This window comes from Candidatus Zixiibacteriota bacterium, from assembly GCA_016933955.1.
Taxonomy (GTDB): Bacteria; Zixibacteria; MSB-5A5; order GN15; family PGXB01; genus JAFGTT01.
In genome coordinates this window covers 12,477-29,575 of record JAFGTT010000008.1, presented here as the reverse complement: position 1 = coordinate 29,575, position 17,099 = coordinate 12,477, and the positions used below count along the sequence as shown (strand labels likewise).

Sequence of the window (17,099 nt, the reverse complement as noted above, 5' to 3'; positions counted from 1 at the left end):
CGTTTTCACTCCCCGCCGAGGATTTTGCGGACTTCCTCGGTGATATCGATTCCAACCGGGCACCAGGTGATACACCGCCCGCAACCGACACAGCCCGATGTCCCGAACTGGTCATGCCAGTAGGACATTTTATGCATCACCCATTGGCGGTGACGCGAAGTTTCCGTGGCGCGAATACTGCCTCCGTGAATATAGGAAAAATCAACATTATAGCACGAATCCCAACGGCGCCAGCGTTGCGCCGTCTCCCCGCCGAGACTGGTTGTATCCTCGACATTGACGCAGAAACAAGTCGGGCAGACCGAAGTGCAGTTTCCGCAGGTCAAACACCGCTTGGTGATCTCCTCCCAGTGGGGATGATCGAAATTATTTTCCAGCACCGTTTTCAAATCCCGGGTGTCGACCTTGCGACCCATCCGGTTGACCGCCTCGGCCACAGCCTGCTCGGCCTGACTGATTTCGCTCTCGTCAGCCGGCCGCCCGGTAATATCATTCAACAGACCGCGCCCGGAATTACTGCCCGCCTCGGCCAAAAAATAATGCTTCCCGGAGTCAAACACTTCCGTCAACACCAGGTCATAACCGGATTCGGCTTTCGGACCGGTTCCCATTGAGGCGCAGAAACATGTCCCGCCCGGGCGGACGCAGTTGACCGCCACGATAAACAGGTTGGCCCGCTGTTTCTGGTAGTACGGGTCGGCATAGGGTCCTTGGGTCAATACTTTATCGTTGATGGCCAGAGCCTGGAGTTCACACGGGCGGACCCCGATCAGCGCCCGCCGGGTAACCTGGATTTCCTCCATCGGAAGCGGATTATAACGATGCCCGGCTTTTTTAGCCTCGTAGAGCAACCGGCGCGGCGGATAGATAAATTTCTTCCAGCTTTGAGGTCCGACCACATAACCGAACAAAAGGTCATGCTTATCCCTGACCAGCCGGTAATACCCCCCATCCTGTTTATCTGTCCACCCGATCGGAAGATCATCGACCGATGAAAGATCATCGTAAACAACCGCATTGCTTCTTACGGTCGGTCCGGTAAGGGTGTACCCTTTCTTCTTCAGTACTTCAAAAAGGGAACCGAAGTCCCCACGTTCAATAATAATATATTTATTTTCTGGCATTCGGCCTCGCACCTTGTGATTAATTTCACAAACTATTTGAATATAGCAACCCCCATCCCTTTTGTCAAGGAAAAAAACGCCGCGCCGGAATCCCGGAAAGATAATTCCACTTTTAAAGGAATCATTGATATGGGATTTCGATGTCGTTAATATATGGCCAGGGAATTTCCGGGTATGGTCGATTTGTTATTACCGGGTGATAACCTGTTCGGTAAAAGCCGCGACCAATCCCTTGTCATTTAACGACCGCCGGTCCCGAGTACGGCCGGCACTCCAACCAAACGAATAATCCATGCCCCTTTTAAAAGGATAACTCCTTTTTGCCTGAATTGCCGGATATTACGGCAACTTATTAATTTCAAAATTCTTATCACAAAACAAACAATGCCGGGCCGTCAGGATATTTATTTCCTGACTGACGCCGGTTGATATATGTCCCGTAAATTCTATTTGTGAGAAATTTTTGCTCACCTTTATCCCTGGATTTTGTTATATATAAACCATGGCAATCATTCCATTCTACTTTAAACCTGCGGGTCTTAAATTTATAAAATGTAAGGGGAGAAATCGTGTCACGCAACAACCTGGATGATCTTTGCGTCAACACCATCCGCTTTCTTTCCGCGGATGCCGTTCAGAAAGCCAATTCGGGCCATCCCGGCCTGCCGATGGGAGCCGCCGCCCCGGCCTACACTCTCTGGAACCGTTTTCTGAAATTCAATCCGGCTGATCCGCACTGGCCCGACCGGGACCGGTTCGTTCTCTCGGCCGGTCATGGCTCGGCCCTGCTGTATTCTCTCCTGCATTTGACCGGGTATGACCTTTCTTTAGAAGAATTAAAAAATTTCCGCCAGTGGGGAAGCCGCACTCCCGGTCACCCGGAATACGGACTGACTCCCGGCGTCGAAGCCACCACCGGGCCTCTTGGCCAGGGACTGGCCAACGCCGTGGGGATGGCCATCGCCGAAACCATGCTGGCCGCCAGGTTCAACCGGCCCGAATTTGAGATTGTCAAGCACCATACCTATGTTCTGGCCGGGGATGGTGACCTGATGGAGGGAATCGCTTCCGAGGCGGCCTCGCTGGCCGGTCATCTGAAACTGGGTAAACTGGTCGTTCTCTACGACAGTAATAATATCACCATCGAGGGTACCACCGGCCTGACCTTCACCGAAAACGTCATCGGTCGTTTTGAATCTTTCGGATGGCGGACCATCAAGGTTAATGACGGCAACCGGATTGATCTGATCGCCGATGCCATCGAACAGGCCCGTCAGGATTCCGCCCGGCCGACCCTGATTGAAATAAAGACTCATATCGGTTACGGCAGTCCCCATAAACAGGATACAGCCTCGGCCCACGGCGAACCGCTGGGCGAGGAGGAACTCCGCCTGACCAAAGAAAAGCTCGGATGGCCGGCTGATAAAATGTTTTATATCCCCGATGAAGTCCGGGTGCATTTCCGTGCCTCTGTCGAACGCGGAGGAAAATATCAGAAGGAATGGCAAATTCTGTTCGATAAGTACACTACCCAATTCCCGGATCTCGGGCGTGAGTTCAAACGGGTGATAGATCATAATCTTACGAATCAGTGGGACCATGATCTTTCCGTGTTCACTGCCGAATCGGGCAAGATCGCCACCCGGGCGGCCTCGGGAAAAATTCTCAACGCTCTCGCCGCCTGTTTGCCCGAGATGGTCGGCGGCTCGGCCGATCTTGCCCCCAGCAATAAAACTCTTATCAACGACAATTCCGATTACAGCCCGGAAAACCGCCTGGGCCGCAATTTGCGGTTCGGCGTCCGTGAACATGCCATGGGCGCGGTTGTCAATGGTTTGGCCCTGCATGGAGGAGTCATTCCGTACTGCGGGACTTTTCTGATATTCAGTGATTACATGCGTCCTGCGATTCGTATGGCCGCCCTCAGCAAACTGCCGGTCAAATACGTCTTCACGCACGACAGCCTCGGAGTGGGCGAGGATGGCCCGACCCATCAGCCGGTCGAACAGCTTCTCAGTCTGCGGGCCATTCCCAACCTGCTGGTATTCCGCCCGGCCGATGCCAATGAAACCTCCGCCGTCTGGAAAATGGCCATGACTCAAACCAGCCGTCCGGCCGCTCTGGCGCTTACCCGCCAGAAACTCCCGGTGCTCGACCTGTCTCTCTATCCGCAACTGGCCGAGGGGGTGGTCCGGGGAGGGTACATCCTGGCCGATTCCGACCGACCCGGCCTGACCATCGCGGCCACCGGGTCCGAAGTGCATCTGGCTCTCGAGGCGCGCGAAAAACTGGCCGCCGATGATATTCAGGTTCGGGTCGTTAGCCTGCCCTGCCTGGAATTGTTCGCGGAACAAACCGAAGAGTACCGTAACCGGATCATCTCCCCCGATCTGCCGCTTCTGGTGATTGAAGCCGGACGCTCGCTGGGGTGGAAGGCTTATGTTGGTCCGAAGACCGAGGTGATCGGGGTGGATACTTTCGGGGCTTCGGCTCCCGGATCGGAAGTCCTGTCGCGGTACGGTTTCAATATCGAGAATATTTACAGCCGCGCCCGCAAACTGGTCAACGACACCACCCGCGCCATGCTTTAACCCGTTTCAAAGACAAGGCGGATCATTGCTCCGTCATTTGGGTTTTTTATTTATTCCTGGTATTCGCCCGGCTCCAGAATGCCGTTTATGCCCGTTTTATTAAATTATGCACTAATGGGTTGATAAAAATTCGCAATTAGCGGTTTTTAAAACTTGATATGATAAAGATCTTGTTTTTAATTTGACTGAAGTGGTGGAAATATTCCGGAGAACGGTCCATGCCGCTTTCAAAACGCACGATCGCTTCAATTTATATATCGATATCAATGATTGTCCTGCTGACGCTTATCGGATTTTATTTGCGTGGCGCGGATATGAAAGAGATAGCGGAGCTTGACTATAGGATTCATTCACAACCATTGGCCGGGGCCAGCAATTTTAATCCCGAGACAATTATTTCCGAAATTCGAAACAGGTATGACAAAAATTCAATGTATGTAATCGTAGAATACCGCCTTGGAAAAGATATCCCAATCTGGGAGATTACAGGACAATCAGCCAAATTCTGGCTTTTTTCCAGGATTATTTATAAAATTACGGCGGTGGAATCCGTTTCCTCCGCTTCCGACCGACCGGCCTCGCGCCGTATGACTATTTTTATCACCTCGATTTCGTCTCGTTCAACGGTTTTTTTTCAACTTGTCTTTTTTTGTTTCATGGCTATCGTGATCCTGTCACTCAAGAAAGAAGATTTTCCTCATATTTATTCATTAAAAACTACCCCATTACCCATATATAAACCGTCCCACAGATTTTTACTGATTTTGCTGATTATATTAATCATGATAATTGCTTTGATATTTATCACCTCCTATAATTTTGGAGAAATCGATTCTTCTCAGTATCGATCCGGATGATATAAATTATGGATTTAATAGACAAAATTAAAACCGGTCTGGTAGATTCGAATAATCGGTATCCCGTTATTATCTTCTGTAATGCCATTATATTGCGGTTAATATTTCTGGCTGTGATGCTGGTTTCCATCGATTCCTCGTCCATTGGCAGATTATTTCCCGATTCGATTACATATGTTAAAGCCGCTGATAATCTTTTTGGATTCAGCGAGGATGGAGAATTCGGATTATTCCTGGTCGGTCCCGGTTATCCTTCCATAGTCGGGCTGTTAAGGGTATTATTCGGGAATTCGGTCCTTCCCATTCTGTTGGTACAGATTGTACTTAGTAGTCTGACATGCTGCCTTGTCTACATGCTCGCCCATCGTTTATTCAAAAACGAATATTTATCTTTGACCTCCGGCTTATTGGTGGCATTTTCAATTACATCAATCGAATTGGCGAACAGCATTCTTTCCGAGACGACCTTCCTTTTTCTTTTTATGGTATCACTGCACCTTTATTTTAAGGCCGTGACGGAGAATCGTATAGCGCTTTATATATACTCCGGGTTACTTGGCGGTGCGGCCGTTTTAATTCGCTCGAACATTCTTTTCTTTCCGTTGATACTCCTGATAATCGCTCTGATTGTACCGCTTGCGGAACCATCGGAAAACCGTAAACGGATAATTAAAAGCAGCATCATAACGGCCCTTATTATGGCGGCAATGCCGGTTATCTGGTCGGCGCGTAATTTATCGAAATACGATACATTTATAATTTCGGGAACAGGTATTGGAGCCGCCAGGGCTTATCTGACGATGCTTGTTAATTTCAATGCGGAAAATCGTCCTCAATGGGAATTTAAAAGAGTCAAGGATTCCCTCTACAATACTACCTTACCCGAAATCAATAGCGCCGATGCCGAGAAATACTATCTTGATGCCCAGGATTATGTAATCGAGACATTCAAGAAGTATCCCGCCATTTTCCTGACGAATTACCTGTCCGCGGTTCTGGACAATGTTACCGCCGTCTCGGCTCTACACTATCATCAAATACCCCGGTACGAAGAATTCTTTAAGAAAATCGAAAGATATGTTTACAAAGGTGCCAACAGTTCGGTGGTGCTGATTTTCTCCCTGATTGGCTTTGTGGTTCTTGCCAGATGCAACTTACGGTATGCCATAATCCTGTTTTTAATCATGTTTTATTTTGCAATTATAACGGGGGTTACATTCTGGCAGGGTTCGCGTATATTCTATCCGGCCATTATCGCCCAATCAATACTGGTCAGTGCGGCTATTTTATTCTTTTATGATTTAATAATATTGCTGAAGAACCTGATATGTATCGGCGGAAAAGAAAAAATACCTTCAGAGTCATAATGAAAATAATGGCAGACCGGTGTCACGGTGAATGCATCGGGAAGTTCGGATAGATTCAAACTTTAGCGCCCGGATCCGAAGTGCTGTTGCGATACGGTTTCAATATCGAGAAGGTTTGCAATCGTGCCGGCAGACCGGTCGACGACACCACCCCCGCCATGCTGTAATGAAGATGAATGACTGGCGACCTTAATTTATTGGGGTACCATAGAAAACCGGTGCAGTTTTTTCAGCCGCATACATAATTATCAAACTACGGCTGACAGCTGATCAATAGCCGCCATTGGATTAATGCCGTTAAATAAGACGGATGAAAGAAATCACATGAAGGAAGGATGCTTGTATATGACATGGGTTGTAATAACCATTTTGGCTATTATCGGTGTTCTTTTATTAGGCGGATTATTTTGCAGAATATTTTCCGGCTGGACCTGGAAAAGGTATTTCAAGGAGATATTCAGCTGGGTATTGGATTTCTAAACTGGCTGATAGTCCGGGCAGATCGAAACCCCGGCGGTTTCGACATCCTGTTATTACCGAAACCTCCGAAATAGCCGACATTTACGATACCCTTAATCCTCTTTTAAACCAACTGTCCCATCATCTCCAATCTTATCAGCATTCGAAGACTACGAAGGCCGACTCGTAGTCTACGAGTTTTGAACCGATAATCGAGCTATTTATATTCTTCATGGATTCCCATATCATATTTTATATCACTCACTTACGAGTTTCAGGCTTCTTCAGTCAAGATTGGCATGATTTTTGTCTACACATATTCATGTCCTGTTTATAGCCCTCGATACCACTGGCGGATAGTGGTTACTGTTGAGGCGGAAAACCGGGCCGGATGAAACTCGGGGGTTTCCAGTATGCCGGTTCCAACCGGCTCCGGCCCGGGAAAATAGACAACCGAAAGGAGGAAATGAGAAAGAGCACCAACAAATCAATTGTCCAATCAACAACATATATCCGAAAGGAGGTGGGAAAGGCTGTAAAAGGTTTGTTCCCTGCTGAATCGATGAAAACACAGAGGGGAAGAATCCGTTTCGACAACCCCGGTTCTATGGGATGATAGAACCATCGAAGGACTCCTCCCCCCCATAAACATTGGCTCTTAATATACGAAAGGGGAAGGATCAAATAAATGTTTACTGATGCTTTTGAGTTTAATATAATATTAAATGGAATCATAGAATAAGATTTATAAGATAAAATGGATGTTCGTAAAATATTATTCATAATTATCCCGTTTTTATCAGTTACCATGTTATTATATTCATGCGATAAGAATGATGACACTATTGCTACGCCAAAGCCAATTCGACCCTCAAGAGCCTATCCTCGTTGGTCACCGGATGGGGAATGGATTGCCTTTATCTGGAATGGTTATCCGGATATATTACCCAATGGTATACACAAAATCAGGCCGGATGGCAGTGATCTTCAGCCCATATTAATATTGAATCAATATTATATCTTAGTGGATTTAGCATGGTCTCACGATTGCAATTGGCTGGTTTTCACGGCCCCGGGCTATGGGGGAAACGTTTTTAAAATAAGATCCAATGGCGATAACCTTACTCAACTTACATATTCCGGCGATATATATACATGTGATTGGTCTTATTCCGATTCGCTTATTGCATATAATAGGATTAGTAACGATAGCGGCGGAATATGGCTGATGGACCCATCGGGATCGAATAAAAGGTGTTTTATTGAATATGGCAGTCATTTTGATTTCACAAATGGAGACAGTCTTTTCTATATAACATTTTTGGATTGGAACCATTTGGATTCCAGTAGGATGAATTTCATATCGGTTTCTGATTCAACGGAGAGATTGATATACAAATGGGAAAAGGGTAAACCTTATACAACATATTACGATCCTGATGTTTCACCGGACGGCAACAATATAGTCTTTAGTCTCGATGATGATATCAGAATACTGAATACAATCGATAAACATATCACTACCCTGACAACCAATTCAGGAGTGCAACCGAGTTGGTCGCCGAATGGTGAATATATTGTGTATTGTGAGTCGGGAGAGCCTGATTTTGAGGCCATAAGCGGACCACTCAGAATTATGCGGTCTGATGGCGGCGAAAATCATATTCTTGTTGATTTCGTAGAATTATCTGTATGTAGCAATTCTCAGAAGCATCAATAGATATCAATATTGCCATTTCTCGATACTATTACCGGGCAAAAGCCAATTGGTATCTTTTTGGTAACATAATATCATATCCAGTCAAATCCAAAGGAGAAGTTATGAATAATATCATAAAATTATTTGTGCTATTATTGTCTATATACGGAATATTCAATATGGAATTATTCTCGAAATCGTTAAATGAAACGAGTAAAGAATTGGTTGTGAAATTCGATAAAAATATAATCGAGATTCAACCCGGGATTGATACGGTAGGAAAGGAAGGTATTATTCTAAAAGAGAGCATTTCCGGTAAAATCCTGATAAATTCCAGTTTTAAATGCATTGTGAGAGCATTTAAAAATAAAAATCTTACCGATAGCATTTCAATTAATGAATTTGGAGATACCGTTTTAAGGCCTCGATTTGAGTCTTATTATAAAATCATTTTTAGCGATTCAACTTTTCGTAATAATACGTATCGAAACCTGTTGGAAGCCGGTGAATATATTGATATTTATAAAAACGGCACAATTAAGACTGATAATATATTTACAAATGATACGCTATATTACCGGCAATGGAATTTTCATGATGATACAGTATATGGCATCAATGCTGAAGGTGCATGGAAATATACTTTTGGGGACCCAAATCTTATTGTGGCGGTTATTGATGAAGGCGTCCGAAATGATCATTCGGATCTGTATCCGCGTGTGTTTGGCGATAATGAATTCGCCGGTGGTCATGGTACTAAAGTTGCAGGAATAATAGGCGCATCCACAAATAATATTAATCTAATATCCGGCTTAAGCGGTAATTCAAAAATATACTCAGGATGTATTTATGAATTGGATTATTCCGAAGTCGCAGATAAAATCGTCGTTGCAGTCGATATTGGAGCGGGCATTTTGAATAATAGTTGGGCCTTCGATCCGGCTGATCAATTTATTATATCGGTAAGAAGCTCTATGGCCTATGCTTATAAAATGAACCGAATTGTTGTTTGTGCAAAAGGTAATGATGATTCATCCGAACCGCATTATCCCTCGGATTATGGCCAGGGTATTATAAGCGTTGGTGCCTATGGAACCGATGGACGTCGCGCAAAATTTTCGAATATAGGTAATGGTATTGATATCGTGGCCCCGGGTGATTTTATAACTTCATTAGACGCTGGGAGTCAGGATGATTGGACAAGATATTTTGGTGGAACTTCAGCCGCCGCCCCGCATGCGGCAGGTGTGGCGGCATTGCTGAAAAGCTATGACAATACCCTGTACAATGATGATATTGAAAATATTATTAACCTAACGGCTAAAGATAATAAAGAAGACCCTGCTGTTATCGGCTATGATGATTATACCGGATGGGGGAATCTTAATGCCAAGGCCGCCTTTGATATTCTCCAATTACCCAACATGCTGGCCCATCTGGAGGCTGATGGCGGAAATCAATATTCCAATACGAGTGCAATGACCATGGTGTTTTTTGATATTCCGAATATGGCCGACGGTGTGTATATCGCCAAAAGGTATGAAGTCCGTAAATCGGTGACATTTCCGCATTCATATTTAGAATCTCCTCATGCCTGGGGTCGTGGTGTCGCGGCCAGGGGTTATTCCGCCGCAAATCCAAATTTCGGAATGAATTACGCGGGTGTTATTCCTGAATCCGTAACCGAAACCAGTTGTGTATTCCGAACATGGGTTTACGAAATCTGGACAGTGAGCGGCACCTATGTGGGCTGGAAACCATGCGCCCCGGAAGATGTCAAATTTGCCTATACCGTTTTAGGGGAATATGAGGTTCAAAAGCCCGCCTATTTCAATGTTAATAATCATTTTGAGCATCAGGCCGTTCGTGTGTGCTGGAGTGATCCCAATCCCTATGAAGAAGGCTGGATACTGGAACGTAAAAGCGCCACGGTCCCGGTCTGGAAAGTGATTGATACCATTCCCAATAATGATTATGATTATGTTTATTATGACGATTACTACCCGATTGGGGGGGAAACCTACACTTACCGCGTAAAACCGTATACCGCCGATCAGCAAAATGCACCGTATTCTGATGAAGCCACGGTAACGACCCGGCCGCACCGGGCCGAGGATATTGCTGTTTATGCCACCGATTTCAGCTATGGCGTCCCGACCGTTACGGGATGCGGCGATGTTCCCCTTAAAATTAATACGGATTTAATATCTGCCGCCAAAGATATAGCCGGAGCCCCGGAGTTGATTTCGGAGGAAGACGAAAACTGGCATTTGCTTTACGGAAACGATATTACCGCCCGATGGATACCCTCACCCCATCAGAAATATCCCATTGTCAAATACTTTATCAGATTATCGCACCCACATGTCACCATGGGGGATATATACGATGTCGGCCCGGACACCTGTTTTTATATTTGCCCGGTCGATGCCAACTCCACCTATAGCGTCTATGTTTATGGTATATCCTCAATTGGCGATACCTCTCTCCCGGATATCCAGAAATGTCAGCACCGGCAGTACGAATGTCTGCCCCGAAAGTGCAACGAAAAACAATGATGATGGAACCATTCTAGAAGAACAGCCACTGGAAATTACTTTTCGTAATTATCCCAACCCATTTAATCCGACCACAATGTTTGCCTTTTCATTGCCGCAGGAAACGGCTGTCAGTCTGAACATCTATAATGTTCTTGGTCAACGGGTAATAACTCTGGTGGATAGCCCGATTCCGGCTGGCGACCACCAGTTGACCTGGGATGGCTATGACTGCAAGGGACGATTGGTTACCAGCGGGATATATTTTGCGAGATTTATTGCCGGGGATTTCACCTGCACAAAGAAAATTATCATGATGAAATGAAAAAGTAATTTTGCGATCACAAGGCGTATTTGGATCTGCCATTACTGTCCAATTAAAAGAATCGGAATAGAGGCGGGAAGAATCACTGAGGGGTTTGTTCCCTGCTGATTCGATGAAAACACAGAGGGGAAGAATCTGTTTCGACAACCCCGGTTCTATATGGTGATAGAACCATCGAAGGACTCCTCCCCCCCAAAACACGACTCTTAATATACGAAAGGAGAAAAAATAAATAAACAATTGCGGCTATAGAATAGTCTATTATATTGGGTATATCTGAATTCGAGGATGTGTTTAACATAATAATAATAATAGATCATGGGAGGTCGGCAGTGAATGCCAGAAAAAAGCAAATATTAGTATTGCTTCTAATATCAAGTTTATTAATTATTACCTGTTTTATTTCTGGATGTACTAAATACACGGTCACAGATAGTGAACACCTTCTCTATCTAATAAGTGGATATGTGGTTGGCAATGATTCCCAACTACCCTTGGACAGCGTCTACGTCACCATTTTTCAAGATGAATATGATTCAGCCTGCTATTTGACGGATTCCACTGGTTTTTATCGATTGGCACGATTTAGTGGTTGCAATATATGCGAGCAATTTGGATGCTTTCAAAATCAATATGACATATTGCTGCGGTTTGAAAAAGAAGGCTATATTACGCAAGACACGACGATTCAGATTAAGAAACAAGGTGACATCATAGACAGCCTGATGATATATTCAATAAGCGAATAGTAAAGTATGGCAATATCTATATAAGATATGGCAATCCAGATCATTTGGTGCAATAACTGGTTATATTATACATTTGATAGCTTATTCTAAGCTAAACCTGCCGTACCTTATACCATCAGTAACTCTATCCCTTACCTCTTATACCCGATAATTCTTAGGAATTTGTGGCGTTCCTGCCGGTGACCTTCATCCTCGATTCCGATCGGCATCTGCCCGTCAACCACTCCCATCACCCCGCGCCCCTGGTCGGTCTCGGCCACAACCACCTGGACCGGGTTGGAGGTGGCGCAGAAAATCCGGCAGACCTCCGGAACCTCTTTGATCCGAGGCAGGAAATTGATCGGGTACGCGTTGCGCATGAAAATAACAAAGGTGTGCCCGCAGGCGATATCGAAGGCCGTTTTCTCGGCCAGCTCGATCAGTTCGGCATTATTGCCGTCGGACCGCACCAGTCGGTCCTGCGAGGCCTCGCAGAAAGCAATCCCGAACTCCACCCCGGTCGCACCGGTTATCATGGCCTCGTACAAATCCTCGACCGTCTTGATAAAATGTGACATCCCGAAAATCATGTTCTGATCCGGGGCAATCTTGATGTCGATCAATTTGGTTTTCATTTATCCTCCATCAGTTAATCTCATATCCTCACCGGCATTGATTTCCGACCGGCATAATTAAAACTCTATTCCCGCGGCGCCGTGGTTATTACGATCTTTTCGATGATATCCCCCCGGACAATCCGGTCGACCACCTCCATCCCCTTAATCACCTGCCCGAACAGGGTGTAGCGGGAGTCAAGATGGGGTTGCGGCATGAGGCAGACAAAGAACTGCGATCCGCCGGTATCCTTGCCCGAGGTGGCAATTCCGACCGCTCCGCGCCGGATAGTCAGATCGCTGTACTCATCGCGGATCATATACCCCGGCCCGCCCCAGCCGTTGCCGAGCGGGTCACCGCCCTGGATCACGAAACCGGGCACCACCCGGTGAAAATGCAAACCGTTATAAAACTCATTTTCGGCAAGCTCGATAAAATTGGCCACGGTCAACGGAGCGATATCGAAATAGAGTTCCATTTCGAATGTTCCGCGGTTGGTAGTGATGACTGCCGCCGGGTTACGGCGGTAACGGTTGTACAACGACTTGATATTTCTTTCACCGTACAGTCCGGTCGGCGGGCTGATAAAAGCCGATTTATCCTGATCCAGTTTTTTCTTATAAATCAGAGCCGCTTCGCGGCTGACAACATAGTCTTTATCCAGCAGGCAATGGTACAGCAGACTTTCGGCCAGCGAATCCGACTCCGTTCCGAGAAACTGCCCGGCCGCCTGAGCAATCGAGCGTCTCACATTGATATCCGCCATCTCCCGCATCTTCATCATGGTCATCAACTGCGGCAGGAACTGGTTCCTTTGATATTGCCCGATCCGGTCAATTGCCACCGCCGCTACGATCGGGTCATTATCATGAAGCGAAGTCTTCAGATAGTAATCGATATTGCCGGGATCGACTGTACACAACTGCTCGAAAGCCGCCATCCGGATATCGGCTAGGCTGTCGTTGTAGAGCGAGTTCAATCGCGGCAGAACCGCCTCGCCGCCTATTTTCCCGAGGGCTTCAGCGATTTTAGTCATCAGGTATGATTGCTCCACATCCAGCAGACTGTCGATCAGCGGGATCGCTTTCTCGCCCTGTATCGCGGCCAGATAAACTATCCCGGCCGCCCAGACATTCACCGTTGTCGTATCCTCGCCAAGATCGTCGAGAACGAATTCCTCGATATCTCCCTGCTTAATTTGCGTGAAGGCTTCGAGTAACTGGACTTTCAATTTTTCATCGGTCTCATTGGCATACCGGTCTTTAAGATAGCGGATGGCGCGAACCGACCCGATTGAGACCAGCGATCCGACGGCCTGGGAAACAACATTGTTATCCCGGTCGTTGAGCGACCCCGCAATAATCGGCACCCGGGTTTCATCGTGCCCCAGAGTCAGTCCCTTCAGGGCCAGCGAGCGGATAAATGGTTCGGCATCGGGCAGCCACTCGGCGTAAAATTCCGCCGCCTCGGCCGCACCCAGCCGGGTCAGAGAATACAGCGCGGCGATCTGGACCGGCCGGACAGCATCGTTGCGGCCGGTATTGATCAACCGCCCGCTTTCATCACGCGCTCCGGCCCGGAACAGGGCATACGCCGCCTGTTCCCGGACCCGATGATCGACATGGTCCAGAAACGAAGCTATCTGCGTATTGATATCAACCATCGAAGAATCGGATAAATATCCGGCCGCCCTGACAATGGCGGCAGTTATTTCCGGGTCGGGATTATCCGCAAGATCAAGCAGGCGCGAAGCAAAGCTTTTATCTCCGGTCAGACCAAGAGCCAATGCGGCGGTTGTGGCTACTTCGGCCACCGAATCCTCGAGCATATCAAAAAGCTTGCCGGCTGTTTCCGTATCACCGATTCGTCCCACTGCCAGTGCGGCTTTGACCCGGACTTTGGGATCCAGATCGGTCAACCCCCTGACCACCGAAACATCCACGCGGCGGGTGTCCTCGGCGGCAATAATCGAAGCTATTTTGGTCTCGGTGCTGTTACTTAGATTGAATATATCCAGATATATTACGGCAATAACGCCGATGATGATAATCAGCAGTAATGAAGCCCAAACGATTTTTTTCATACCCTGCTACCTTATATTTTTATGGTCGATTCAGGAATTTATTATTGAAAGATTGCCCGGTATTCGATTGGAATCAACAAAAAAACCGGTCCCGCTAAGACAGGTGGTAGTCTTCAGTCGGGATGAAATCGTTATTTCTTTTTGGATTTGATCGGACTGAATTTGCGGGCTGATTTTTCCAGTAATGGATCAGTCAAACCCCTTAATTCGGTATCCAGTTTTTTAACCTCAGCCGGAGATAAGGAATTCAGTTTTTTGGCAAATTGGCCGGATTTTATCTCGGCCAGAATTTTTTTCATACCGCTTTTAGCCTGCGGTCCGATTATCCGCGGTCCGTTTAAAAGCGATCCATACCGCGCCGCGACCGAAATCCGATGGAACATTCCCTCGATGCCGTGGTCCTTTATGAGACCGACAATTAAATCGAGCTGGTAAGCCACCTCCAGGTAGGCCTTATCCGGAGCAATTCCGGATTCCACGAGGGTCTCGAAACCCATCTTTATTAACTGCGACAGCCCGCCGCAAAGAACTGCTTGTTCTCCGAACAGGTCGCCGATAGCTTCATCGGCAAAGGTCGTTTTTATCATCGTCCGGCGATCGATCTTCAGGCCCCTGACCAGGTAATCCAGAACGCGGCGCGCCCGGCCGGTTGCATTATGGTGAACGGCATAAAAATACCCGATTGATTCCCCGGCCAGATATTTCTCCCGGACCGCCGTTCCCGGTCCAAGCGGCGCCAGGAGAATAATATCGGTGATTTTCGGAGGGATCACCGTCCCGAAATGAATTGAATAGCCATGCAAAAACACCAGGGCGCTTTTCGGCCGCAGATACGGCTCTATGGCTTTCTTAAAAGCGCGTCCGTGAAGATGATCGGGAAAAGCGAAAACGATGATATGCGATGATTCGACCGCCCGGCCGACAGAAGTAATATCTTTGAAACCATCCTTAAGGGCGGTCTTGCGCGAGGCATCCCCGGCCGGGATACCGATAGTGACGGGCATCCCTGAATCCCTCAGATTAAGGGCCCAGGCTCGTCCCTGCGAACCATAGCCGACCACGGCGATATTAATTTTGGCTGACATAGATGAGATTAGATTCCTGCCGGGGACATTATGGCCGGCATTTCATCCCACGTTCTCCCTTCCAGAATTCGGCCGTTTTTCTTCTTATTAACACCACCCCATTGTTTGAAAAAAAAGGGAACATCGGCTTCAAGACATTGGTCACGTATTTCAGTAACCCAATCCTGCCGGATGGGCCTTGCCCCGGGACCGGATTCTCCCCCTGCTATTACCCAATCCACATTCCTTAAGTTTATTCTTCCGATTCGGCCAATGAGTGGTTCAATAGAAAGAAATTTAATGGTTGCTTTTGTTTCTCTCAAATCATCGATTCTAAACTTGTACCTGCTGTTTTCGATACTGACTCCCATCCATATGTTTGGAGTCCAGTGCAATAAGTCGGACAGGTCTTTCAAGCGCCCGGATCTTTTTGTGAGAATCTGAAAACGATGCCAATGAGCTCTATGCATTACCCCGAAAATCTTTTGTATAAATGGGACAGGCACCTGTTCATGAAAAAGATCGCTCATGGAATTTACAAATATATTCTGCGCTTTTTTCCATTGAAGCGGATAGTCCAGGACATCATCATGAAGCACGACATCAAACCCTCTGGCATAATTCTTTTGACCCATTGCCCTCAATCGATTCGCCATTCTCTCCGCATAACAGAAGCGACACCCGGGACTGATTTTGGTACAACCTGTGATTGGATTCCAGGTTGAATCGGTCCATTCTATGGCTGATTTAATGGCCACTATATCCTGCCCGTTTTACTGTACTTCTTCAATATATAATTTACCACATCATACGCAGTCTTTTTCTGGGTGGCAAAATAAATATAATATATTATGGCGTTTTTCTTATTCCTAAAAGGAATAGGATCTGGTACATATTGAAAATTAGCAATATTCTTTAGGCGCTTCTTATATGCCTTCAACAGGATATCAATCTTATCCTTAAATCGAGTGGGCTCGCCAAATAAATCCGGCAAATCCTCTTCATATGTATATTCAAACCACGACTCATCACCCCAGAAAGCGTTCATTCTTATCTTTTGATTCTTCTTAACATCCACTGGGTTTTTATGCAAAATATTCCGATTCATGTCCTCCAAGGGAAAAAGAATGAACACCTCAATTGTCTTCATTTTACCTGCGAATTCCACGACCTTCCAATCCAGATGTAACCCATAAGGATCAAGAAAACATAATGCTCTTTTATAATCCTCATATTTAATTTCTGGAAAGACTTCCTTAATCAATAGCACATTGGAATCACCACATATATATTTTATGTTTTCATTTGGCCCTATCAATTTCTTTAAAAATCCTATTTTCTCACAATCCTTATCCATGAAATAATACCCATGGAAATTCAGTCTGACTGACAATACATTAAGCGGACTACCCGGTATAAATTCACCGGTTTTCTTACGTTTGTGAATGCCCGGCCCGGAAAAGGCATCAATATAATAGTATTTGAGTCTGGGGTATTTTTTGAGTATAGTGGAGTATACCTTTGCATAATCCTTGACTATTTTCAATTTCATTTCGGACCATGGGCCGATTTCGTCCAGGTGCATAGGCCTCTCCCGTAATAGATATGAAAATTTGATATAACCATAACAAGGATTTGTCAATCACATTT

13 protein-coding genes are annotated in these 17,099 nt (G+C 46.3%); 7 read left to right on the top strand and 6 right to left on the bottom strand.

From position 1 onward, the window contains the following. Positions 1-5: 5 nt before the first annotated feature. Positions 6-1,124: a 4Fe-4S dicluster domain-containing protein gene (locus JXQ28_01725; GenBank protein ID MBN2276440.1), complete on the bottom strand. Its 1,119-nt coding sequence runs from the start codon at positions 1,122-1,124 to the stop codon at positions 6-8. A 566-nt stretch (positions 1,125-1,690) separates the two neighbouring features. Between JXQ28_01725 and tkt the strand changes: the two genes are divergently transcribed. The 7 genes from tkt (at position 1,691) to JXQ28_01690 (ending at position 11,708) form a co-directional block, all read left to right on the top strand. Further along, positions 1,691-3,715: a transketolase gene (gene tkt, locus JXQ28_01720; GenBank protein ID MBN2276439.1), complete on the top strand. Its 2,025-nt coding sequence runs from the start codon at positions 1,691-1,693 to the stop codon at positions 3,713-3,715. Between the two features lie 218 nt (positions 3,716-3,933). Next, positions 3,934-4,572 carry a hypothetical protein gene (locus tag JXQ28_01715; protein MBN2276438.1) on the top strand — a complete coding sequence of 213 codons (639 nt, stop codon included), beginning with the start codon at positions 3,934-3,936 and terminating at the stop codon, positions 4,570-4,572. A gap of 8 nt (positions 4,573-4,580) precedes the next feature. Next, complete coding sequence (locus tag JXQ28_01710) at positions 4,581-5,939, top strand: glycosyltransferase family 39 protein (GenBank protein ID MBN2276437.1); 1,359 nt, start codon at positions 4,581-4,583, stop codon at positions 5,937-5,939. Positions 5,940-7,155: 1,216 nt separating this feature from the next. Next, positions 7,156-8,118, top strand: coding sequence for a PD40 domain-containing protein (locus tag JXQ28_01705; protein ID MBN2276436.1), 963 nt, complete (start codon positions 7,156-7,158; stop codon positions 8,116-8,118). A 644-nt stretch (positions 8,119-8,762) separates the two neighbouring features. Further along, positions 8,763-10,655: a S8 family serine peptidase gene (locus JXQ28_01700; protein MBN2276435.1), complete on the top strand. Its 1,893-nt coding sequence runs from the start codon at positions 8,763-8,765 to the stop codon at positions 10,653-10,655. Between the two features lie 76 nt (positions 10,656-10,731). Continuing rightward, entirely contained in the window at positions 10,732-10,959 is a 228-nt protein-coding gene (locus tag JXQ28_01695) for a T9SS type A sorting domain-containing protein (protein ID MBN2276434.1), read from the top strand. Positions 10,960-11,291: 332 nt separating this feature from the next. Continuing rightward, on the top strand, positions 11,292-11,708 hold the full coding sequence (locus JXQ28_01690; GenBank protein MBN2276433.1) for a hypothetical protein: 417 nt from the start codon (positions 11,292-11,294) through the stop codon (positions 11,706-11,708). A gap of 131 nt (positions 11,709-11,839) precedes the next feature. Here JXQ28_01690 and JXQ28_01685 read toward each other — a convergent pair whose 3' ends face one another. The 5 genes from JXQ28_01685 to JXQ28_01665 form a co-directional block, all read right to left on the bottom strand. Beyond that, positions 11,840-12,322 (bottom strand): adenosine-specific kinase, encoded by a 483-nt coding sequence (locus JXQ28_01685; GenBank protein ID MBN2276432.1) that lies wholly within the window; start codon positions 12,320-12,322, stop codon positions 11,840-11,842. A gap of 65 nt (positions 12,323-12,387) precedes the next feature. Continuing rightward, positions 12,388-14,385, bottom strand: coding sequence for a peptidylprolyl isomerase (locus JXQ28_01680; protein MBN2276431.1), 1,998 nt, complete (start codon positions 14,383-14,385; stop codon positions 12,388-12,390). 131 nt (positions 14,386-14,516) lie between these two features. Further along, positions 14,517-15,470, bottom strand: coding sequence for a ketol-acid reductoisomerase (gene ilvC, locus JXQ28_01675; GenBank protein MBN2276430.1), 954 nt, complete (start codon positions 15,468-15,470; stop codon positions 14,517-14,519). An 8-nt stretch (positions 15,471-15,478) separates the two neighbouring features. Then, a complete protein-coding gene (locus JXQ28_01670; GenBank protein MBN2276429.1) occupies positions 15,479-16,207 on the bottom strand; it encodes a phage Gp37/Gp68 family protein in 729 nt (242 codons plus the stop codon). Next, positions 16,207-17,034 (bottom strand): three-Cys-motif partner protein TcmP, encoded by an 828-nt coding sequence (locus tag JXQ28_01665; GenBank protein MBN2276428.1) that lies wholly within the window; start codon positions 17,032-17,034, stop codon positions 16,207-16,209. The genes JXQ28_01670 and JXQ28_01665 overlap by 1 nt, the downstream gene beginning before the upstream one ends. Between the last annotated feature and the right edge of the window lie 65 nt (positions 17,035-17,099).